The organism is Xanthomonas dyei (genome assembly GCF_002939865.1).
In the GTDB taxonomy this organism is placed as follows: Bacteria; Pseudomonadota; Gammaproteobacteria; order Xanthomonadales; family Xanthomonadaceae; genus Xanthomonas; species Xanthomonas dyei.
Genome location: NZ_MDEE01000010.1, coordinates 110,672 through 130,063 on the forward strand (window position 1 = coordinate 110,672; position 19,392 = coordinate 130,063).

Sequence of the window (19,392 nt, forward strand, 5' to 3'; positions counted from 1 at the left end):
GAACACAAGGCGCCGATGTATTTCGGCGCATTTGTCATGCGGGTTTTCTGACATTATGATGGCCGCCGCTGCCAAGGATCGGCATTCTTTCTCTCTCAATCTTCCGGAGTCGCGATGTCGATCGATCTTTCTGGCCTGTCGGCCAAGCAGTTGAGCGCACTGATCAAAAATGCAAAGAAGCAGCAGACCGTGGTTGCCAAGCGCGCCCCGATCGCCAAGGTTCGCACACAGCTGACCCGCGCGGCGAAAGCCCAGGGTTATTCCATCGAAGAATTGTTTGGTACCGCCGCCAGTGCCGGCCCGGGTCGTCCGGCCGCTGCCGGCAAGCCGGGTGCGCGCGCCGGCCGCAAGCTGGGCAAGGTTGCGCCGAAATACCGCAACCCGGCCAACATCCAGGAAACCTGGACCGGCCGTGGCAAGCAGCCGCGCTGGCTGGCCGAACTGACCGCTGCCGGCAAGAAGGTGGAAGACTTCCTGATCAGCAAGGTTGGCGGCGGTGCAAAGAAGGCATCGGCAAAGAAGGCCGCGGCACGCAAGACGGTCACCAAGCGCGCGACCAAGAAGTCCAAGGCCGCTTGATCCAGACAATAAAAACGCCGGCATTGCCGGCGTTTTTATTGGACGATTTTTTGGCCGCTCATAAATTCTTGCGCGCCGGAATCAACAGGTTTCCAAACAGCAAACCGGCCATCAATGCCATCACGATATTGGTGACCGCCAGCAATGCGGCTTGTCCCACACTGACATCCTGCTGTTGCACCAGGGTCAAAAAACCCCGCAGGCTGACGCTACCGGGAACCAGCATGATGATGCCCGGCAATCGAATCAGCGCACCGGGTTTTTGCACCACCCGCCCGAACAGATTCCCGGCGGCAGTCAATGCCATCGCCGAGGCAAATACTCCGGCCGGACCGCCCCAGGCATGCCCGGCATAACGGGCAATGACATAACCGGACATCGCTGCGGCCATGATCCATAAATAATCGCGCCGATTGGCCTTGAACAACACCGCAAACGCATAAGCGGCCACCAGCAACGACGCCCATTCCACCCAGCTGGCCTGCGGACGCAAGGCAGCTACCTGGGGGTGCAGGCCCATTAATTGGGTCAGCGTCACCGCAATCACGGCGCCCACCGTGAGCTTGAGCACCGTGGTCACCGCACCGGCCAGCCGCGCCGTGCCGGACACCCAGTGCTGGCTGGCCAGCTCGTTGAAGGCATTGGTCAGCGACATGCCTGGCAACAGCACCACCAGCGAGGCAATGATGACCGTATTGAGATTCAACGGCCCGACCAGCGATGCCACCAGTGCGGCAACCACGCCGGCCAGCAGGCCGGCCAGCGCTTCGCCGGCTTCCTTGGTGGCGGCGCGTTTGTCGGTGTACTGGGTCAGCAGGCCGATCGACATGCCGATCGCGCCAGCGGTGGCGATATCCAGCCAGGGCAACTTCCACAACCCGGCCACGCCGGCCGCAGCCAGGCCGAAGGCCAGCACCTGTAAGGTCTTGCCGCGCCGGTCGACTTCACGGTCCAGGCGGCGCAGCGCGGTATGGCCCTGCGCAATGCTCATGCGGCCGTTGGCCACGCTGTCGGCCACGTAGTCGGCCACGCTGAGCTTATAGAGATCGTTCTCGCCCGGCGCCAGCCGGATCACACGGGTGATGTCGCTGGACCCGATCGCCTTGGTCGGGTCGCTGAAGCTCAAGATGATGCCGGTGGGATTGGACCAGGGCTCGCAATCCAGCCCCAGCTTTTGCGATAGCCCGATCACCGCGGCCTCCAGGCGTTGCGCCGTGGTGCCATAGGAATGCAGGCGCCCGGCGATTTCCGACACAAAGGCGACGCGCTGGGCGTAGGTGGCACTGGCGGACGGGAGAACGACGGTGGCAGCGGACATGCGTGGCGGGTTGGATCGAAAAAACGCCGTGCGGCGAGGCCGCCAGTGTATGCCGCAGCGCGCGTGGCCGGTGCCTCCGTTGGCGGCTGCACGGACATCGCTGCGGTTGCGTCCCCATCTTTCGCTCACACCGGCGCGGTATGCTGGCGCCACGGACAGGCTACCCATGATCAAACCGCAACCTCCACGCATCGAACAAGACTCGCAGGATCAGGCACAGGTCCGACTCTCCGGCAGTTGGGTCCTGGCGACCGCGCTGCCCCAGGCCGAACTGCTGCAAGCCGTGCCCGACGGGGTGCGTCGCATCGACGCGCGCGGCATCGGGCAACTGGATTCGGCCGGCGTGCTGCAACTGCTGCGCTTTGCCGGCCGCATGGGGCTGAAAGAAGACGCCATCGATTTCCGCGATGAACACCAGGCGCTGGTGTGCACCATCGAAGAACTCAACGACGAGCGCCCCAAGCCCAAGCGCGATCTCGGCTTCGTCGCCGCGCTGGATCGCCTGGGCCGCACTACCCATGGCGTCGGCCAGGGCATCCTGGAACTCAATAGCTTTCTGGGCGAAAACCTGGTCAAGATCATGCGGCTGATCCACGAGCCGCGCCGCTTCCGCCTCACCTCCACCGTGCACCACATGGAACAGGTGGGGCTAGATGCGGTGCCGCTGGTGGTGCTGCTGTCGTATCTGGTCGGCGCGGTGATCGCGTTTTTGGGCTCGACGATCCTGCGCGACTTCGGCGCGGAAATTTACGTGGTCGAGTTGGTGTCCATCGCGTTCCTGCGCGAATTTGCGGTACTGCTGACCGCAATTGTGTTGGCCGGGCGCACCGCCAGCGCGTTCACGGCGCAGATCGGCGCGATGAAATCGCGCGAAGAGGTCGATGCCATCCGCACGCTGGGGCTGGACCCGATCGACCTGCTGGTGATTCCGCGTCTGCTGGCGCTGATCTTCACCCTGCCGCTGCTGACCTTCATCGCGATGATCGCCGGCCTGGCCGGTGGCGTGACCGTAGGCGCATTCGATCTGGATATCCCGCCGCAGATGTATCTGGCGCGCATGCACGACACCATCCAGTTGCGGCATTTCCTGGTCGGCTTGTCGAAGGCGCCGCTGTTTGCGCTGGTGATCGGCCTGATCGGTTGCCTGGAAGGGTTGAAGGTCAGCGGCACCGCGCAGTCGGTGGGCGAACGCACCACCTCGTCGGTGGTACAGACGATTTCCTTGGTCATCATCCTCGACGCGATTGCGGCGTTGTGGTTCATGAAGATGGGGTGGTGATGGAGCCGGGATTGGACAGTCGGGATTTGGGATTCGTGCAAGGCAGCATCGCTGTTGGCGCGCTGAGATGTGGGAGTGCTGTGCTGTGACCGATTCCGAACCCCACATCTTCATTCCCGAAACGGACGAAGACGACCAACTGGCGATCTCCGTGCGCGGGCTGACCAACCGGTTTGGTAGCCAGGTCGTGCACGAAGAGCTCGATCTGGACGTGCGCCGCGGCGAGATCCTGGGCGTGGTCGGCGGCTCGGGTACCGGCAAGTCGGTGTTGATGCGCAGCATCCTGGGCCTGCGCGAGCCCGATGCCGGCAGCATCCAGGTGCTGGGCGCGGATGCGCGCTCCGGGCGTTTTGTCGACCGCCAGCACATCACCCGTAATACCGGGGTGCTGTTCCAGGACGGGGCGCTGTTTTCGTCGATGACCGTTGGCGAAAATGTGCAGGTGCCGTTGAAGGAACACCATGGCGAGTTCCCGGAGCGCTGGTATTTCGAACTGGCGCTGCTGAAGATCAAGCTGGCCGGCTTGCCGGCCGATGCGTTGGACAAGCTGCCTTCGCAATTGTCCGGCGGCATGCGCAAGCGCGCCGGCCTGGCGCGTGCACTGGCGCTGGACCCGCCGCTGCTGTTTCTGGACGAGCCCACCGCCGGGCTGGACCCGATCGGCGCGGCCGCCTTCGACCGCTTGATCCGCACGCTGCAGCAGGCGCTGGGCCTGACCGTGTTCCTGATCACCCATGACCTGGATACGCTGTACGCCATCTGCGACCGCATCGCGGTGCTGGCCGATCGCAAGGTGATCGCCAACGCGCCGCTGGCCGAGGTCGAGCAGATCGATCACCCCTGGATCCAGGAATATTTCCACGGTCCGCGCGCCCGCGCCGCGCGCGCCGCCAAGACCGACTCCACCGAGACCGCCTGAGCATGGAAACAAAAGCCAATTACGTCCTGATCGGCGCCTTCACTATCGTGGCAGGCCTGGCCTTGCTGCTGTTCGGTCTGTGGGCCGCCAAATATTCGTCCGATCGCACCTGGCAGCAGTACCGGGTGGTGTTCCGCGAGGCGGTCACCGGCCTGTCGGTCGGCAGCCCGGTGCAATACAACGGCATCGCGGTGGGCTCGATCACCGAACTGACGCTGGCCCCCAACGACCCACGCCAGGTGGTCGCACACGTGCGCGTCAACTCCACCACACCGATCAAGAGCGATACCCGCGCCAAGCTGGCCATCACCAGCCTCACCGGCCCGTCGATCATCCAGCTCTCCGGCGGCACGCCCGAGGCGCCGTCGCTGACCACCATCGACAAGAGCGACGCACCGATCATCCAGACCACGCCCTCGGCGCTGCAGAACATCACCGATACCGCCAACCGCATCGTCGAGCGCATGGACGAAATGCTCTCGGACAAGAACGTGGCCAGCATTTCGGCCACGCTGCAGAACCTGGAAAAGATCAGCGGCGGCATCGCCGACCGCGACGAAGGCATGCAGGCGCTGATCGTCAGCGCGCGCGATGCCGCGCGCAATCTGGACACCACCCTGACCACCACCAACGGCACCATCAAGCGGCTGGATCAGAATCTGGTGCAGCAGCTGCCGGGCATCTTGAACAAGCTGGACGCCACGCTGGTCAAGCTGGATTCGGCCGCCGGCAACGCCGACAACATCCTTGGCGAAAACCGCGCGGCCATCAACAGCTTCGCCAACGACGGCCTGGGCCAGCTCGGACCGACGTTGACCGAATTGCGCGGCCTGATCCGCGACCTGCGCCGGGTCAGCGACAAACTGGACAACAACCCTGCGCGCTACCTGCTCGGCCGCGACGCACCCAAGGAGTTCGAACCGAAATGACTGCCATGCGCCTGTTGCGTCCCCTGCTGTGCGTCTCGTTGCTGGCGTTGGGCGGCTGCTCGGTCCTGACCGGTGGCGACAAGAAGCCGGCCACGATTTACGCCCCCACCGTGCGCGTCACGCCCAATCCCGCCTGGCCGCAGGTGACCTGGCAGCTGTCGGTCGCCAAGCCGAGCGCTGCACGCATCATCGACAGCCCGCGCATCAACGTGCGCCCCACGCCGGGCGAAGTGCAGGTCTACCAAGGCGCCGGTTGGGCGCAACCGGCCACCGACATGCTGGAAGACAGCGTGGTGCGCGCGTTCGAAGACTCCGGCAAGATCGCGGGGGTTGCGCGCATCGGCGCCGGGATCCGCTCGGACTACAAGTTGGCGATCGACGTGCGCCGCTTTGAAGCCGATTACGCCGGCCAGTCGGTGCCCTCGGCCACCATCGAACTCAACGCCAAGCTATTGCATTCGTCCGATCAACGCGTGGCCGCCTCGCGCACCTTCCTGGTCGCACGCCCGTCCACCAGCACCGACACCGCTGCGGTGGCCGTCGCCTTCGAGCAGGCGCTGACCCAGGTCACCACCGAGCTGGTCGGCTGGACGCTGACCATCGGGCAACAGGACAGCCAGAACTTGCCGCGTTCGTTGTAAGCGCAAGCGACGGACTTGGAGCTGCTGACAACACCTAGTGAGCAGTCGTTAGGTGGGTGCGGACAATGCGTGGAACCGGAGTTTACGAGTGGGACATACCGACTTTTAGCACCGGCCGCGCCCGCCTGTTGGCTGCCGCGAGGCGGCTGATCTGCGGGGGCTGGCTGCAAGGCCCTTTGCCCGCCCACCCTCGCGGGACACGCTGCAAGTACGTCCTTGTAAGCTCCGTGGCGGCATCCATGCGCCAAGGGTCCCGCGACGGTAAGCGGGCAAAGACCAGTCACGATGGTCGGTGCGCAAAGTTTCAGCACAACAACCAGCAAACCGCACGACGCGGTGGTTTCGTTCTTCAGCAAAAACACCAGCAAACGATCTGGTGCGGTGTCCTCGCCGCTCGCAGGACCGTGTGGCGGCATGGATGCCGCCACCGAGCCTCCATGGACGGATTCACGGCGTGTCCCGCGAGCGGTGAGGGCACCGCGCACTCGACCAACTCTGCGTCTGACCCGCACTTCTGGCTGCATTCACCACGATAAGGCTGATAAAAAGACCTACGCGCATCGCCAGGCGAGCGCTCGCTACGTTTTGGTAGCCGCTCCTATCGCCGGGACGCGCGCATCGCAATCTGACGAAAGGTCAAATTGATGCGTTCGCCGACCGGCTTTACGGTGCGCGGCAAGGCGTGCTTGTAATGGCGCTGGGTATCTCCGCCCATCACCAGCAGATCGCCGTGCCCCAGGTCCAGCGTCTGCTTCAGGGATGCATCATCGCGATGCTTGAATGCAAAGCGCCGCACCGCCCCCAGGCTGAGCGATGCGATCACCGGTTGCGCGCCCAGCTCTGGCTCGTCGTCGCTATGCCAGCCCATCGCGTCGGCTCCGCTGCGGTAGCGGTTGACCAGCACGCTGTTGAACGGGCAACCGGTTTCATGCTGCAGACGGGCGCGCACCGGCTGCAGCGCCTCCAGCCACGGCTGCGGCGCAAACTGCGTGCCGGAGTAGCGATAGCTGGCATCGGCATCGCCGATCCAGCTGCTCAGACGCGGCGAATCCACCACCCGCCCGAACATGCGGATGCGGTGGACCTCCCATTGCACTTGGTCCAGCAACGCCTGCAGCAGCGCATCGGCCTGCGCGGCCTGCAACCAGCCACGACACCAATGGATCTGAGCTCCCGGCAATGCAACGCGCAGTTTCATGCGCAAACGCTAGCATGCGCGTGCCGGAGCACGCCGTCAGACGTGGATGAATCGACGCGATTTGCCGCCATCACATGCAATCCCGGAAAATACGTCCCAGCCATCGAGCCAACGGGAGCGGAGCAATGTCGGAAGCGGGAATCGGCGCGCAAGCGTCAGAGACGGTCGAGCGCGACGTCATGGAATACGACGTCGTCACCGTCGGTGCCGGTCCGGCCGGGCTATCGTTTGCGATCCGGCTCAAGCAGCTCAACCCAGAGTTGAGTGTGTGCGTGATCGAAAAGTCCAGCACCATCGGCGCGCATATCCTCTCCGGCGCGGTGATCGAACCCGGCCCGCTGGACGCCTTGCTGCCCGGCTGGCGCGATAACCCGCCGCCGATCTGCGTGGCCGCCACCGACGACGAATTCTGGTTCCTCGGCAAGGACAGCGCGCGCAAGTTCCCGGTGGTACCGCCGGGCATGCGCAACCACGGCAACTTCATCGTCAGCTTAGGGGCGATGTGCGCCTGGCTCGCTCCGCAGGCCGAAGCGCTGGGCGTGGAAATCTACCCCGGCTTTGCCGCCGCCGAAACGCTGCACGACGACAGCGGCCAGGTGGTGGGCGTGCGCATCGGCGACATGGGCGTGGCCAAAGATGGCTCGCACAAGCCCGGCTACACCGCCGGCATCGATATCCGCGCCAAGGTCACCGTGCTGGCCGAAGGCGCGCGCGGGCATCTGACCAAGCGCCTGCTCTCGCGCTTCGACCTCACCGCAGACAGCGACCCACAGGGCTACTCGATTGGTATCAAGGAGTTGTGGCAGGTGCCCGAGGGCCGCGTCACGCCCGGCAAGATCGTGCACACCATTGGCTGGCCTGCGGACAACCGCACCTACGGCGGCAGCTTTCTGTATCACCTGGACAACAACCAGATCGCGCTCGGCTACGTCAGCGGACTGGATTACAGCGACCCGAAATACCAGCCGTGGGAAGCCTTCCAGCAATGGAAAAACCACACGCTGATCAAGTCGCTGCTGGAAAGCGGCAGCATCCTGTCGGCCGGTGCGCGCGCCATCGTCACCGGTGGCTGGCAGTCGCTACCCAAAGTCGAGATGCCCGGTGCGCTGCTGATCGGCGACACCGCCGGCCTGCTCAACGTGCCCAAGATCAAGGGCACCCATCAGGCCATTCGCAGCGGCATGCTGGCCGCCGAACACCTGGTGCAATCGCAGCTGGCCCCCCAGGGCTTCGACGCAAAACTGCGCGCCTCGGACGCGATGGCGGAGCTGAAGGAAGTCCGCAATATCAAACCCGGGTTCAAGAAAGGGCTGTGGTTCGGCCTGCTCAATGCCGCCTGGGAAACTGCACTCAAGGGCGCCTCGCCGTGGACGCTGAAGAACAAGGCGGACTGGTCGGCGCTGCACAAGCTCGGCGACTACGAACAACCCAAGCGCGACTACGTCACCCGCGAACTGGCCCCGCGCGACCGCCTGCAGGCGGTCTACTTCGCCGCCACCGAACACGACGAAGACCAACCGGTGCATCTGAAAGTCCTGGACACCGATGTCTGCGCCACCCGCTGCGTGGAGGAGTACGACAACCCCTGCACCCGCTTCTGCCCGGCCAACGTCTACGAAATGGTCGCAGACACCGCCAGCCCAACCGGCAAGCGCCTGCAGATCAACGCCGCCAACTGCGTGCACTGCAAGACCTGCGACATCAAGGACCCTTACGAGATCATCACCTGGGTCACACCGGAGGGTGGTTCGGGGCCGAACTACCAGAACCTGTAAGCCTACGGCGGGCAGCATGATCAAGACGACTTCCAAGCTGCTCGCCGCAGCGCGCCGTTCGATTGAACTCCACGGCGGCGGGATCGCCGGTGTCATGGCAGTTGTCGTGCGGGCCTCAAAAGTCATTCGCGCGCTTGGAGTCAATGGATTCGTGCAACGCGTGCGCCTGGCCGCAAGCAAGCGCGCTGCCGTTCGCCGTCTGCCTGACGACGAATGCTTTGCAACACCCACACCGCTTTCGCAGCTGCGACTAAAGGCCGGTGTGATGGTGCATGTGTTCTATGCCGATTTAATCGACGAGTTCGCCCAGTCATTGCAACGCATGCCGATTGGCTACGATTTATTGGTCTCGGTCATGGATGAAACAGCAGCGCAGCAGGCACGTGAGCGCTTTTCCCAGCTACCCCGAGTCAACCAGCTCGACGTACGCGTAGTGCCCAACCGCGGCCGCGATATCGCGCCCCTGCTCGTGACGTTCCGCGACCAGATCCTGACATTGGACGTCGTCGCTCATTTGCATACCAAGAAATCGTTGTATACAGGCAGCGAGCAGAGTCAGTGGCGGCGTTATCTGCTTTCTTCGCTAATGGGCAGCCCCGAACGTATCGCCTGGCAGTTGGGCATGTTCCAGGCCGAACCCCGCCTTGGCATGCTCTATCCCGAGAGCTATGCAAGCGTACCGCTGTGGGCGCATACCTGGCTCAGCAATGTCGAAGTATGCCGCGATCTCGCACACCGATTGGGCTTCGATATCGATCCCACGGACTACATCGATTTCCCTGCTGGATCGATGTTCTGGGCCAGAGTAGATGCGTTGCGCCCACTTTATGCATTACACATTGGGCTTGAGGAATTTCCTGAAGAGCGTGGCCAGATTGATGGCACCTTGCATCACGCGATGGAACGGATGTTCGTTGCCGTGGTGCGACAACAGGATTTTCGCATCGGCGTGCTCCCGGCTGATGGCAGCCTGACCCTGAGCAGCGAGGGTGAACGCAATTGGCAGCCCGCGTTCGATACGCCAATCGCGACACGCCTGACGCTGTCAGCGCTTCAGGCGAAGCTGGTGTCGCTTGATATCTTCGACACCCTTGTGGTGAGGCCGTTTCTGACGCCGACAGGTGCGCGCGCTTACCTCGCTCACCTGGCCGAACGCGAACTCGGCGTAGAGAACTTCATCGAATTGCGTGCACTCGCCGAGTCCAAGGCTCGACAACAGCGCGGCTCCGATGTGGACCTCCCGACGATCTATGCCGCGTTCTCTACCCTGCCCAATGTCGCTCGGCTTCCAATCGCCGCATTGCAGAGATTGGAAATCGAACTGGAAAAACGACTACTCCGTCCACGCCAAGGGGTCATCGATGCGGTGTCTCAGCTAAAACGACGGGGCATGCGTCTGGTGGCACTGTCGGACATGTATCTGAGCAGCGCGACCTTGCAAGAAACACTGCCCAACGTAGTCAGTGCGCTTCCAGAAGCCTGGTATGTGTCCTGTGAAACAGGCTGGCGCAAGGATGATGACAGCGCATGGCAGATGCTGCCTCAGACTGAAATGATTGCTCCATCCGAATGGCTGCACATCGGCGATAACGAACACAGCGACATTCAACGCCCGCAGATGCACAAACTGCTGACTCCGGTGCATGTATTGCGTCCATCGACACTGTTGGAGATCGTTCCGGCCCTACGTCCGCTGAGACCGGCCGCCGGTTCGGCGACGCGATGGCAGGATCAGTTGTGGCTTGGCTTGCTGGCAAACCGATTCGCCGATGGCGCTGACCGTCAACCCGAAGCGCTAGCGCCACTACCGATTCTGTCGCCAGCAAGCTTGGGCTATAGCGTCATCGGTCCGATACTGTTCGACTATCTGACCTGGCTGATTCGGCTGGCACGACAGCAGCACACTGCAACATTGCTCTTTCTAAGCCGCGAGGGGTATTTGCTGGAGCAGGGCTTCCAGCGACTGAAGCGGACATCTCAAACGTTGGCAGATCTCACCGGATATTATCTGCTTGCATCGCGCAGAGGAACCGGCACCCCATCGCTACACACCAACGACGATATTGGCCTGCTGATGGACAGCAGCTATACGGGAACCTTGACGGGTCTGATACAGGCCCGACTGGGAAGCGCTGCAGCGGACATCATCGAACGTCGGCTGGGAAGCGCACTGATGCAGCGTGATGTCTACCTACCGGAAATGCGGGAAGACATCCTCGAGTGGATAGCGCCGGCGACGACCGATCTGCTGGAACTCGCCGCGACCGAAAGAGCTGCTTACTTAAATTACTGGCATGCGATGACCGGTGGCGCACCAGCGCTGCTCGCAGATATTGGCTACTCCGGCACCATCCAGGCAAATCTTTCGAGGTTGACTGGGCAGGCGCTGGGCGGTGGCTACTTTGCGTTAAACGATCGAGCCACCAAGATCGTCGCCAGTAGCTGGGCCAGCGCACGCTACTTCGACGGGCGCAACGGCAGCGACTCGGTACCCTCGACCATATTGCGTCATGACCTGTTGCTGGAAACGCTGCTGACTGCACCGTCACCGCAGTTCTCGCATTTCACAATCGATAATGCAGGAGCGACACGGGCCATGTATGCAGCTCCTGAACTGTCGGCGGCCCAGTGGGCACTCATTACGCAAGTACACGAGGGCGCCCTGGCCTTCGTCGACGACGTATGCAACGTCACCCAGGATGAAAGCTACCTGTTGGAGTTCGATTGCCACTCCATCCAGATTCCACTGCATTGTGTTGGCTCTGGGCGCTGGAGCGCACCTTGGCTCAACGAGCTGTATCTGGACGATCAGTTCACCGGACGAGGCGTGGTTTCCGCCTCTCCGGATTGAATCAAATGCACACTGCGCGCTATTTCAGGCCTCGGCTGTCGTGAACTCCACGCCAGTCTTGGCGCGCAATTCTTCCAGCTCCACCCCATCGGCAGCCTCCACCAAGACCAGTCCATCGGCAGTGACATCGAACACAGCCAGGTCGGTGATGATGCGATCGACCACACCCACGCCGGTCAATGGCAGGTCGCACGCCGGCAGGATCTTGTGGCTGCCGTCCTTGGCCACGTGCTCCATCAGCACCACCACGCGCTTGACGCCGGCCACCAGGTCCATCGCGCCGCCCATGCCCTTGACCATCTTGCCGGGCACCATCCAGTTGGCCAGGTCGCCGCGGTCGGTGACCTGCATCGCGCCAAGAATCGCCAGATCGATATGGCCGCCGCGGATCATCCCGAACGAGTCATGGCTGCCGAAATAACTGGCACCGGCACGCGCAGTCACCGTCTGTTTGCCGGCATTGATCAGGTCTGCGTCCACTTCATCTTCGGTGGGGAACGGGCCAATGCCGAGCAGGCCGTTTTCCGATTGCAACCACACGTCCACGCCGTCGGGGATGTGATTGGCCACCAGCGTCGGCAGGCCGATCCCCAAGTTGACGTAGGCGCCATTAGTCAATTCGCGCGCCGCGCGTGCGGCCATCTGATCTCGAGTCCAGGCCATTACTGCTGTCCTTCGCGCACGGTGCGCTGTTCGATGCGTTTTTCCGGCGCCGTGTTGAGCACCAGTCGGTCGACGTAGATGCCTGGCAGATGCACGTGGTCCGGATCGATGCTGCCAAGCGCCACGATCTCTTCGACCTCGGCAATGCAGACGCGGCCGGCCATGGCGCAGGCCGGGTTGAAATTGCGCGCGGTCTTGCGAAATACCAGGTTGCCGGCGGTATCGGCGCGCCACGCCTTGACCAGCGCGACATCGGCATGCAGCGCTGTTTCCAGAACGTAATGCTTGCCGTCGAATTCGCGGGTTTCCTTGCCATCGGCCACGATGGTGCCGTAGCCGGTAGCGGTGTAGAACGCGGGAATTCCCGCACCGCCCGCACGCAGGCGCTCGGCCAGGGTGCCTTGCGGATTGAACTCAAGCTCGAGTTCGCCAGCCAGATATTGGCGTTCGAATTCCTTGTTTTCGCCCACGTAGGACGAAATCATCTTGCGGATCTGTCGGGTGGCCAATAGTTGACCAAGCCCGAATCCATCGACGCCGGCGTTGTTGGAAATCACCGTCAATCCACCGACCCCGCTGTCGCGTACGGCAGCGATCAGCGCTTCGGGAATCCCGCACAAACCAAAGCCGCCCACCGCCAGCGTCTGGCCATCGGCCAACAGGCCATCCAGCGCCGTCGTTGCATCGGCATAGCGTTTACCGCCTGCCTTACCCTCTTCATTGCTGCGCATCACCGCCCTCACCTCGCTGATGTGAAGCGGCCATTCTATCCGCTGACTGTTCCCTGTCCCCGGTCGCAATTCCGCCACACCCAAGACACGGCGCACCCGCTAAACTCGAGTGTCCCCCACCTCAGGAATTGCCCATGACGCTACCCGCCTTCAAGGCCTACGATATTCGCGGCCGCGTGCCGGATGAACTCAACGAGGACTTGGCCCGCCGGATCGGCGTGGCACTGGCGGCGCAGCTGGATCAAGGGCCCGTGGTCCTGGGCCACGATGTGCGCCTGGCCAGCCCGGCCTTGCAGGAAGCGCTGTCGGCAGGCCTGCGCGCCAGCGGCCGCGAGGTGATCGACATCGGCCTGTGCGGCACCGAGGAGGTCTATTTCCAGACCGATTACCTCAAGGCCGCCGGCGGCGTGATGGTCACCGCCAGCCACAATCCGATGGACTACAACGGCATGAAGCTGGTGCGCGAGCAGGCCAAGCCGATCAGTTCCGATACCGGCCTGTTCGCGATCCGCGACACGGTCGCTGCCGATACCGCCGCAGCCGGCGAGCCCACTGCAAGCGAGCAGAGCCGCACCGACAAGACCGCATACTTGGAGCACCTGCTCAGCTACGTCGACCGCAGCACGCTCAAGCCGCTCAAGCTGGTGGTCAATGCGGGCAATGGCGGCGCGGGCCTGATCGTGGACCTGCTTGCACCGCACCTGCCGTTCGAATTCGTGCGCGTGTTCCATGAGCCCGATGGCAACTTCCCCAACGGCATTCCCAACCCGCTGCTGCCGGAAAACCGCGCCGCCACCGCCAAGGCGGTCAAGGATCACGGCGCAGATTTCGGCATCGCATGGGATGGCGATTTCGACCGCTGCTTCTTCTTCGATCACACCGGCCGCTTCATCGAAGGCTATTACCTGGTCGGTTTGCTGGCGCAGGCCATTTTGGCCAAGCAGCCCGGCGGCAAGGTCGTGCACGACCCGCGCCTGACCTGGAATACGGTCGAGCAGGTCGAAGAAGCCGGCGGCATTCCGGTGCTGTGCAAGAGCGGCCATGCCTTCATCAAGGAAAAGATGCGCAGCGAAAACGCCGTGTATGGCGGCGAAATGAGCGCGCACCATTACTTCCGCGAATTCGCCTATGCCGATTCCGGGATGATCCCGTGGTTGTTGATCGCCGAGCTGGTCTCGCAGTCCGGACGCTCGCTGGCCGATCTGGTCGAAGCGCGCATGCAGAAGTTCCCGTGCAGCGGCGAGATCAACTTCAAGGTCGCCGATGCCAAGGCGTCGGTCGCCCGCGTGATGGAACACTACGCCGACCTGTCGCCCGAGCTGGACTACACCGACGGCATCAGTGCGGATTTCGGCCAGTGGCGCTTCAACCTGCGCAGCTCCAACACTGAGCCGCTGTTGCGCCTGAACGTGGAAACGCGGGGCGATGCCGCACTGCTGGAAAGCCGCACGCAAGAGATTTCCGACTTGCTGCGCGGTTGATTCACTCTCCTCTCCCACCTATAGACGCACTTTGGAGTTTCCCCCGCCCATGAGCGACGTCCTACCCATCATTTTGTCCGGCGGTTCCGGCACGCGCCTGTGGCCGCTGTCGCGCGAATCCTATCCCAAGCAGTTTCTGCCGCTGGTCGGCGACAAGAGCATGCTGCAGGCCACCTGGCTGCGCTCGGCTCCGGTGGCAGGCCATGCACCGATCGTGGTTGCCAACGAAGAGCATCGGTTCATGGCAGCAGAGCAATTGCAGCAGCTGGGCGTGAAGCCCTCTGCCATTCTGCTGGAGCCCAAGGGACGCAACACGGCCCCGGCGATCGCGGTAGCGGCGCTGGAAGCCATGCGCAACGGCGCCGACCCGCTGCTGCTGGTCCTTCCGTCCGATCACGTGATTCAGAATGAAGCCGCGTTTCAGGCGGCGGTGACGGCAGCAGCTGCTGCGGCCGAGCAAGGCAAGCTGGTCACCTTCGGCATCAAGCCGACAGCGCCCGAGACCGGCTACGGCTATATCAAGGCCGGTAGCGGTACCGGCGCCACTGCCGTTGAGCGTTTCGTCGAGAAGCCGGACCTAGCCACCGCGCAGGGTTACCTCGCCAGCGGCGAGTACTACTGGAACAGCGGCATGTTCCTGTTCCGCGCCTCGCGTTACCTGGAGGAACTGCGCAAGTTCCACCCGGCCATTGCCGATGCTTGCCAGAAAGCCTGGGAAAACGGCAAGCGCGATGCCGACTTCACCCGCCTGGACAAGGACGCATTCGCCGCCAGCCCGTCGGATTCGATCGACTACGCGGTGATGGAAAAGACCGCCGATGCGGTGGTGGTCCCGCTGGATGCTGGCTGGAACGATGTCGGTTCGTGGTCGTCGCTGCTGGACGTGTCCGAGCAGGACGCCCACGGCAATGCGCATCATGGCGACGTGATCCAGGTCGACTGCCGCAATACTTACGCCTACGGCTCGCGCCTGATCGCTATGGTCGGCCTGGAAGACGTGGTCGTCGTCGAGACGCCGGACGCTGTGCTGGTCGGTCACCGCGATCGCATCCAGGAGGTCAAGGACGTGGTCGGCCGCATCAAGGCCGACGGCCGGTCCGAAGCCACCTGGCACCGCAAGGTCTATCGTCCCTGGGGTGCCTACGATTCGATCGACATGGGCCAACGTCACCAGGTCAAGCGCATCACCGTCAAACCCGGTGCGGTGCTGAGCCTGCAGATGCACCACCATCGCGCCGAACACTGGATCGTGGTGAGCGGTACCGCCGAAGTCACCCGTGGCGACGAGGTGCTGCTACTGACCGAAAACCAGAGTACCTACATCCCGCTGGGTGTGACCCACCGCCTGCGCAATCCGGGCAAGCTGCCGCTGGAGCTGATCGAAGTACAGTCCGGCAGCTATCTGGGCGAAGACGACATCGTGCGTTTTGAAGATACCTACGGGCGCGCCTGATCGGTCGCTTGAGCTATCTGTTTCGCACAAAAAACAGCCGGGATTCCCGGCTGTTTTTCGTTACGGATCGGCTGCGTGGTATCGCCGCAACCTGGGCGCTGTCGTTAGCGCTTGGCCGCAGCCAACTCGGCAATCACCTGCTGCAACCCGGCCTGCCACTGCGGCAACACGATGCCGAAATCGTTCTGCAGCTTGTCGATCGATAACCGCGAATACGCCGGCCGCTTTGCTGGCGTCGGGTAGTCCGCTGCGGTGATCGGCACGACACGCGGGGCGCGCGCCAGTAAGCCTGCCGCGACGGCCTGCTCGAAGATGGCCTCGGCAAATCCGTGCCAACTGGTCTGGCCAGCAGCCGTGAGGTGCCAGGTGCCCGATGTGCCAGGACTGCGTTGACGCAGCATCTGCGCGGTGACATCGGCAATCAAGGCCGCGGGTGTTGGCGTACCGATCTGGTCGGCCACCACGCGCAGCTCATCGCGCTCTGCACCCACGCGCAACATCGTGCGCAGGAAGTTGGCACCATGCGAGGCGTACACCCAGGCAGTACGCAGGATCAAGTGTTCGACACCTGACGCGCGGATCGCCTGCTCACCAGCGAGCTTGGTTTCGCCATACACACCCAGCGGCGAAGTTTGCGACTCTTCGCGATAGGGCGCAGTACCTTGCCCGTCGAAGACGTAATCGGTGGAGTAATGCACCAATGGCACGTCGTGCGCGGCACACCATTGCGCGATAACGCCGGGAGATTGCGCATTTGCACGCATGGCGCTGTCGCGGTCCTGCTCGGCACGATCTACCGCCGTATAAGCGGCGGCATTGACCACAGCCGTCGGATGGAGGCGATCCAGCAAACCGGTCAACGTGTCCGGCACGTCGAAATCTGCGATTTCGCAGGCGCTATCATCAGGCAATTGACCACTGCGTGTCGTCGCGATTACCGCGCCATCGGCTGTAAGTGCGCGCAACAATTCGGTACCGACCTGCCCGTTTGCGCCAAAGACCAAGGTGGTCACGGCGAAAACACCGGCAGGCGCTCGACCGGTACATCGGCCAGGAATGGCGCAGCCGCATCCTTGGCGGAGAGCACAGGATTGCTGATCGGCCAGTCGATCCCGATCGCGGCGTCGTCCCACCGTACGCCTGCATCGGCTTCCTTGACGTAGACGTCAGTGCATAGATAGCTGAAAACCGCGCGCTCTGACAGCACCGCAAAGCCGTGCGCAAAGCCTTCCGGAATCCAGAATTGCTTTTTGTTTTCTGCGCTCAATACCACTGCCGCCCACTGACCGAAGGTGGGCGAGCCATGACGTACGTCAACGGCCACGTCGTAAACCTCGCCTTCGAGCACGCTGACCAGCTTGCCCTGCGGCCGCGGCCACTGGTAGTGCAGGCCGCGCAACACGCCTTTGGCCGAAGTCGACACGTTGCTTTGCACGAACCGTGTCGGCAAGCCCTGTTGACCAAAGCGTTCTGCGTTCCAGGTTTCAAAAAAATAGCCACGTTCATCGCCAAACACTGCCGGCTCGATCACCACGCAGCCAGACAGCTTGGTTTCAATCACTTTCATGGAACAACTCCTCGTAACGCCAATTCGTGCAGATACTTGCCGTAGTCGTTCTTTCGCAACGGCGCCGCCAGACGCTCCAGTTGCTCGGCATCGATCCAGCCTTGGCCAAATGCGATTTCTTCAGGGCAACACACCTGCAGACCTTGCCGCATTTGAATGGTCTCGATGAAGTTGGCGGCTTCGTGCAACGACTGATGCGTACCGGTATCCAGCCACGCATAGCCACGCCCTAGTGGCTCAAGATGCAGGTCGCCGGCATCGAGATAGCAGCGATTGAGATCTGTGATTTCCAGCTCGCCGCGTGGCGATGGCTTCAGCGCCGCAGCGTAGTCGCTGGCCTTGCCATCGTAGAAATACAGACCCGTGACCGCGTAGTTGGAGCGGGGGTTTTCAGGCTTCTCGGCAATGTCGATAACCTTGCCCTGCTGATCGAATTCGGCAACGCCGTAACGCTCCGGATCATTGACCCAGTAACCAAAGACGGTTGCCCCCTGCTCACGCGCGTCGGCGCGCTGCAGCGTCTCGGTGAGCCCGTGACCATGAAAAATATTGTCGCCCAATACCAGGCAGCTCGGTTTGCCATCGACGAAATCGCGACCGATCAGATACGCCTGCGCCAATCCATCGGGACTCGGTTGCACGGCATATTGAATATTGACGCCCCATTGCGAACCATCGCCCAACAGCGACTGAAACAGCGCCTGCTCGTGTGGTGTATTGATGATCAGGATATCCCGGATGCCCGCCAGCATCAGAACACTGAGCGGGTAGTAGATCATCGGCTTGTCGTACACCGGCAGCAGCTGCTTGCTGACGCCCTTGGTGATCGGATACAGGCGCGTGCCGGATCCACCCGCCAGAATGATGCCTTTGCGTTGTGTCATGAGAGCTTCCTTGGGGGTCCGTATACCTGTGCGGACACTGAAAATGGAGGGTTATGCCGTGGCGCCGATGCGTTCCAGGCGATAGCTTCCGTCCAATACACCCTGCACCCACGCCTGATTGGTCAGGTACCACTCGATCGTCTGCGCAATCCCTTGCTCGAAGGTATAAGCAGGTTCCCAACCCAGTTCGTTCTTCAACTTGGAGGCGTCGATCGCGTAGCGACGGTCATGCCCTGGACGATCGGTGACGTAGGTGATCTGGCTCGCACGCGGCTTGCCGTCTTCGCGCGGACGATGTTGATCCAGCAGCGCGCAGATCGCCTGCACGACCTCGATGTTCTGGCGCTCGGAGTTGCCGCCCACGTTGTAGGTCTCGCCCACCTTGCCCTTGGCCAATACGGTCCGGATCGCCTCGCAATGGTCGCTGACGAACAGCCAGTCGCGCACCTGCTTGCCATCGCCGTAGACCGGCAGCGGTTCGCCCGCCAGTGCCTTGGCGATGACCAGCGGGATGAGCTTTTCAGGGAAGTGATACGGGCCGTAGTTGTTCGAGCAATTGGTGGTCAGCACCGGCAGCCCGTAGGTGTGGTGGAACGCACGCACCAGATGATCCGAGGCGGCCTTGGAGGCCGAGTACGGCGAATTGGGCGCGTAGGGCGTGGTTTCGGTGAACTTGCCGGTCTCTCCGAGCGTGCCGTAGACCTCGTCGGTGGACACGTGCAGAAAACGGAACGCGTCTCGGCGCCCATCCGGCAATGCCTTCCAGTAGTCGCGAACGGCCTCGAGCAACGCCAGAGTGCCGACCACGTTGGTCTGGATGAAGGCACCCGGGCCTTCGATCGAGCGGTCTACATGGCTTTCGGCTGCGAAGTTCAGCACCGCATCGGGCTGGTGTTCCTGCAGCAGGCGAGTGACGAGCGCTCCGTCGCCGATATCGCCTTTCACGAAGACATGGTCCGCGTTGCCTTCCAGCGACGCCAACGTGTTCAGATTTCCTGCATAGGTCAACGCGTCCAGATTGACCGCGCGAACCCCGCGGGAGACCGCCTCAAGAACAAAATTGCCGCCGATGAAGCCGGCACCGCCGGTTACTAGCCATGTCGCCACTGTCTACCCCTCCTGGT

General features: G+C 62.6%; 17 protein-coding genes and 1 other RNA gene. 9 read left to right on the forward strand and 9 right to left on the reverse strand.

What is annotated here, in order from left to right; genetic code table 11:
- The first annotated feature begins 114 nt into the window (after window positions 1-114).
- On the forward strand, window positions 115-579 hold the full coding sequence (locus tag XdyCFBP7245_RS09280) for an H-NS histone family protein (protein ID WP_104615396.1): 465 nt from the start codon (window positions 115-117) through the stop codon (window positions 577-579).
- Between the two features lie 58 nt (window positions 580-637).
- Here the strand turns inward: XdyCFBP7245_RS09280 and XdyCFBP7245_RS09285 are convergent, their stop codons facing one another.
- Window positions 638-1,897 (reverse strand): threonine/serine exporter family protein, encoded by a 1,260-nt coding sequence (locus XdyCFBP7245_RS09285; RefSeq protein WP_104615397.1) that lies wholly within the window; start codon window positions 1,895-1,897, stop codon window positions 638-640.
- Between the two features lie 49 nt (window positions 1,898-1,946).
- On the opposite strand from XdyCFBP7245_RS09285, the gene XdyCFBP7245_RS09290 reads away from it, so the two are divergent.
- The 4 genes from XdyCFBP7245_RS09290 (at window position 1,947) to XdyCFBP7245_RS09305 (ending at window position 5,665) form a co-directional block, all read left to right on the forward strand.
- Entirely contained in the window at window positions 1,947-3,176 is a 1,230-nt protein-coding gene (locus XdyCFBP7245_RS09290; RefSeq protein ID WP_211287665.1) for an ABC transporter permease, read from the forward strand.
- Window positions 3,177-3,243: 67 nt separating this feature from the next.
- A complete protein-coding gene (locus tag XdyCFBP7245_RS09295) occupies window positions 3,244-4,095 on the forward strand; it encodes an ABC transporter ATP-binding protein (RefSeq protein ID WP_170068589.1) in 852 nt (283 codons plus the stop codon).
- Window positions 4,096-4,097: 2 nt separating this feature from the next.
- Complete coding sequence (locus tag XdyCFBP7245_RS09300) at window positions 4,098-5,024, forward strand: MlaD family protein (RefSeq protein WP_005991785.1); 927 nt, start codon at window positions 4,098-4,100, stop codon at window positions 5,022-5,024.
- Complete coding sequence (locus XdyCFBP7245_RS09305; RefSeq protein WP_104615400.1) at window positions 5,021-5,665, forward strand: ABC-type transport auxiliary lipoprotein family protein; 645 nt, start codon at window positions 5,021-5,023, stop codon at window positions 5,663-5,665. The genes XdyCFBP7245_RS09300 and XdyCFBP7245_RS09305 overlap by 4 nt, the downstream gene beginning before the upstream one ends.
- A gap of 22 nt (window positions 5,666-5,687) precedes the next feature.
- Here XdyCFBP7245_RS09305 and XdyCFBP7245_RS09310 read toward each other — a convergent pair.
- Both XdyCFBP7245_RS09310 and XdyCFBP7245_RS09320 read right to left on the reverse strand, forming a co-directional pair.
- Window positions 5,688-5,762: non-coding RNA, sX9 sRNA (locus XdyCFBP7245_RS09310), on the reverse strand.
- Window positions 5,763-6,263: 501 nt separating this feature from the next.
- Window positions 6,264-6,863: an alpha-ketoglutarate-dependent dioxygenase AlkB family protein gene (locus XdyCFBP7245_RS09320; protein ID WP_170068590.1), complete on the reverse strand. Its 600-nt coding sequence runs from the start codon at window positions 6,861-6,863 to the stop codon at window positions 6,264-6,266.
- A gap of 125 nt (window positions 6,864-6,988) precedes the next feature.
- On the opposite strand from XdyCFBP7245_RS09320, the gene XdyCFBP7245_RS09325 reads away from it, so the two are divergent.
- A complete protein-coding gene (locus XdyCFBP7245_RS09325) occupies window positions 6,989-8,638 on the forward strand; it encodes an electron transfer flavoprotein-ubiquinone oxidoreductase (RefSeq protein ID WP_104615402.1) in 1,650 nt (549 codons plus the stop codon).
- Between the two features lie 106 nt (window positions 8,639-8,744).
- Window positions 8,745-11,489 (forward strand): rhamnan synthesis F family protein, encoded by a 2,745-nt coding sequence (locus XdyCFBP7245_RS09330; RefSeq protein WP_244907793.1) that lies wholly within the window; start codon window positions 8,745-8,747, stop codon window positions 11,487-11,489.
- A 24-nt stretch (window positions 11,490-11,513) separates the two neighbouring features.
- Here XdyCFBP7245_RS09330 and XdyCFBP7245_RS09335 read toward each other — a convergent pair whose 3' ends face one another.
- Window positions 11,514-12,152, reverse strand: a complete 639-nt coding sequence (locus XdyCFBP7245_RS09335; RefSeq protein ID WP_104615404.1) for a CoA transferase subunit B — start codon at window positions 12,150-12,152, stop codon at window positions 11,514-11,516.
- Window positions 12,152-12,883, reverse strand: a complete 732-nt coding sequence (locus XdyCFBP7245_RS09340) for a CoA transferase subunit A (protein WP_104615405.1) — start codon at window positions 12,881-12,883, stop codon at window positions 12,152-12,154. Before XdyCFBP7245_RS09340 ends, XdyCFBP7245_RS09335 begins: the two co-directional genes overlap by 1 nt.
- Window positions 12,884-13,017: 134 nt before the next feature.
- Here XdyCFBP7245_RS09340 and XdyCFBP7245_RS09345 point away from each other — a divergent pair, with 134 nt between their 5' ends.
- Both XdyCFBP7245_RS09345 and XdyCFBP7245_RS09350 read left to right on the forward strand, forming a co-directional pair.
- Window positions 13,018-14,364, forward strand: coding sequence for a phosphohexomutase domain-containing protein (locus XdyCFBP7245_RS09345; RefSeq protein WP_104615406.1), 1,347 nt, complete (start codon window positions 13,018-13,020; stop codon window positions 14,362-14,364).
- A 49-nt stretch (window positions 14,365-14,413) separates the two neighbouring features.
- A complete protein-coding gene (locus tag XdyCFBP7245_RS09350; protein WP_104615407.1) occupies window positions 14,414-15,817 on the forward strand; it encodes a mannose-1-phosphate guanylyltransferase/mannose-6-phosphate isomerase in 1,404 nt (467 codons plus the stop codon).
- A 104-nt stretch (window positions 15,818-15,921) separates the two neighbouring features.
- Here the strand turns inward: XdyCFBP7245_RS09350 and rfbD are convergent, their stop codons facing one another.
- Genes rfbD through rfbB form a run of 4 tightly spaced genes read right to left on the reverse strand, consistent with a single transcriptional unit; the run spans window position 15,922 to window position 19,375 of the window.
- Window positions 15,922-16,830 (reverse strand): dTDP-4-dehydrorhamnose reductase, encoded by a 909-nt coding sequence (rfbD, locus tag XdyCFBP7245_RS09355; protein ID WP_104615408.1) that lies wholly within the window; start codon window positions 16,828-16,830, stop codon window positions 15,922-15,924.
- A complete protein-coding gene (rfbC, locus tag XdyCFBP7245_RS09360; protein ID WP_104615409.1) occupies window positions 16,827-17,384 on the reverse strand; it encodes a dTDP-4-dehydrorhamnose 3,5-epimerase in 558 nt (185 codons plus the stop codon). Before rfbC ends, rfbD begins: the two co-directional genes overlap by 4 nt.
- The gene (rfbA, locus tag XdyCFBP7245_RS09365) at window positions 17,381-18,268 is read right to left on the reverse strand and encodes a glucose-1-phosphate thymidylyltransferase RfbA (protein ID WP_104615410.1); all 888 of its coding nucleotides are present in this window, start codon (window positions 18,266-18,268) and stop codon (window positions 17,381-17,383) included. The genes rfbC and rfbA overlap by 4 nt, the downstream gene beginning before the upstream one ends.
- Window positions 18,269-18,319: 51 nt before the next feature.
- Window positions 18,320-19,375 (reverse strand): dTDP-glucose 4,6-dehydratase, encoded by a 1,056-nt coding sequence (gene rfbB, locus XdyCFBP7245_RS09370; protein ID WP_104615411.1) that lies wholly within the window; start codon window positions 19,373-19,375, stop codon window positions 18,320-18,322.
- Window positions 19,376-19,392: the final 17 nt, after the last annotated feature.

What these genes read in the sequence shown, in the direction of transcription:
- rfbC (WP_104615409.1), bottom strand. Translation starts at nt 17,384, where the DNA reads ATGAAAGTGATTGAAACCAAGCTGTCTGGCTGCGTGGTGATCGAGCCG.
- XdyCFBP7245_RS09325 (WP_104615402.1), top strand. Translation starts at nt 6,989, where the DNA reads ATGTCGGAAGCGGGAATCGGCGCGCAAGCGTCAGAGACGGTCGAGCGC.
- XdyCFBP7245_RS09285 (WP_104615397.1), bottom strand. Translation starts at nt 1,897, where the DNA reads ATGTCCGCTGCCACCGTCGTTCTCCCGTCCGCCAGTGCCACCTACGCC.
- XdyCFBP7245_RS09300 (WP_005991785.1), top strand. Translation starts at nt 4,098, where the DNA reads ATGGAAACAAAAGCCAATTACGTCCTGATCGGCGCCTTCACTATCGTG.
- XdyCFBP7245_RS09280 (WP_104615396.1), top strand. Translation starts at nt 115, where the DNA reads ATGTCGATCGATCTTTCTGGCCTGTCGGCCAAGCAGTTGAGCGCACTG.
- XdyCFBP7245_RS09345 (WP_104615406.1), top strand. Translation starts at nt 13,018, where the DNA reads ATGACGCTACCCGCCTTCAAGGCCTACGATATTCGCGGCCGCGTGCCG.
- XdyCFBP7245_RS09340 (WP_104615405.1), bottom strand. Translation starts at nt 12,883, where the DNA reads ATGCGCAGCAATGAAGAGGGTAAGGCAGGCGGTAAACGCTATGCCGAT.
- XdyCFBP7245_RS09305 (WP_104615400.1), top strand. Translation starts at nt 5,021, where the DNA reads ATGACTGCCATGCGCCTGTTGCGTCCCCTGCTGTGCGTCTCGTTGCTG.
- rfbA (WP_104615410.1), bottom strand. Translation starts at nt 18,268, where the DNA reads ATGACACAACGCAAAGGCATCATTCTGGCGGGTGGATCCGGCACGCGC.
- XdyCFBP7245_RS09335 (WP_104615404.1), bottom strand. Translation starts at nt 12,152, where the DNA reads ATGGCCTGGACTCGAGATCAGATGGCCGCACGCGCGGCGCGCGAATTG.
- XdyCFBP7245_RS09290 (WP_211287665.1), top strand. Translation starts at nt 1,947, where the DNA reads ATGCCGCAGCGCGCGTGGCCGGTGCCTCCGTTGGCGGCTGCACGGACA.
- XdyCFBP7245_RS09320 (WP_170068590.1), bottom strand. Translation starts at nt 6,863, where the DNA reads ATGAAACTGCGCGTTGCATTGCCGGGAGCTCAGATCCATTGGTGTCGT.
- XdyCFBP7245_RS09295 (WP_170068589.1), top strand. Translation starts at nt 3,244, where the DNA reads ATGTGGGAGTGCTGTGCTGTGACCGATTCCGAACCCCACATCTTCATT.
- XdyCFBP7245_RS09350 (WP_104615407.1), top strand. Translation starts at nt 14,414, where the DNA reads ATGAGCGACGTCCTACCCATCATTTTGTCCGGCGGTTCCGGCACGCGC.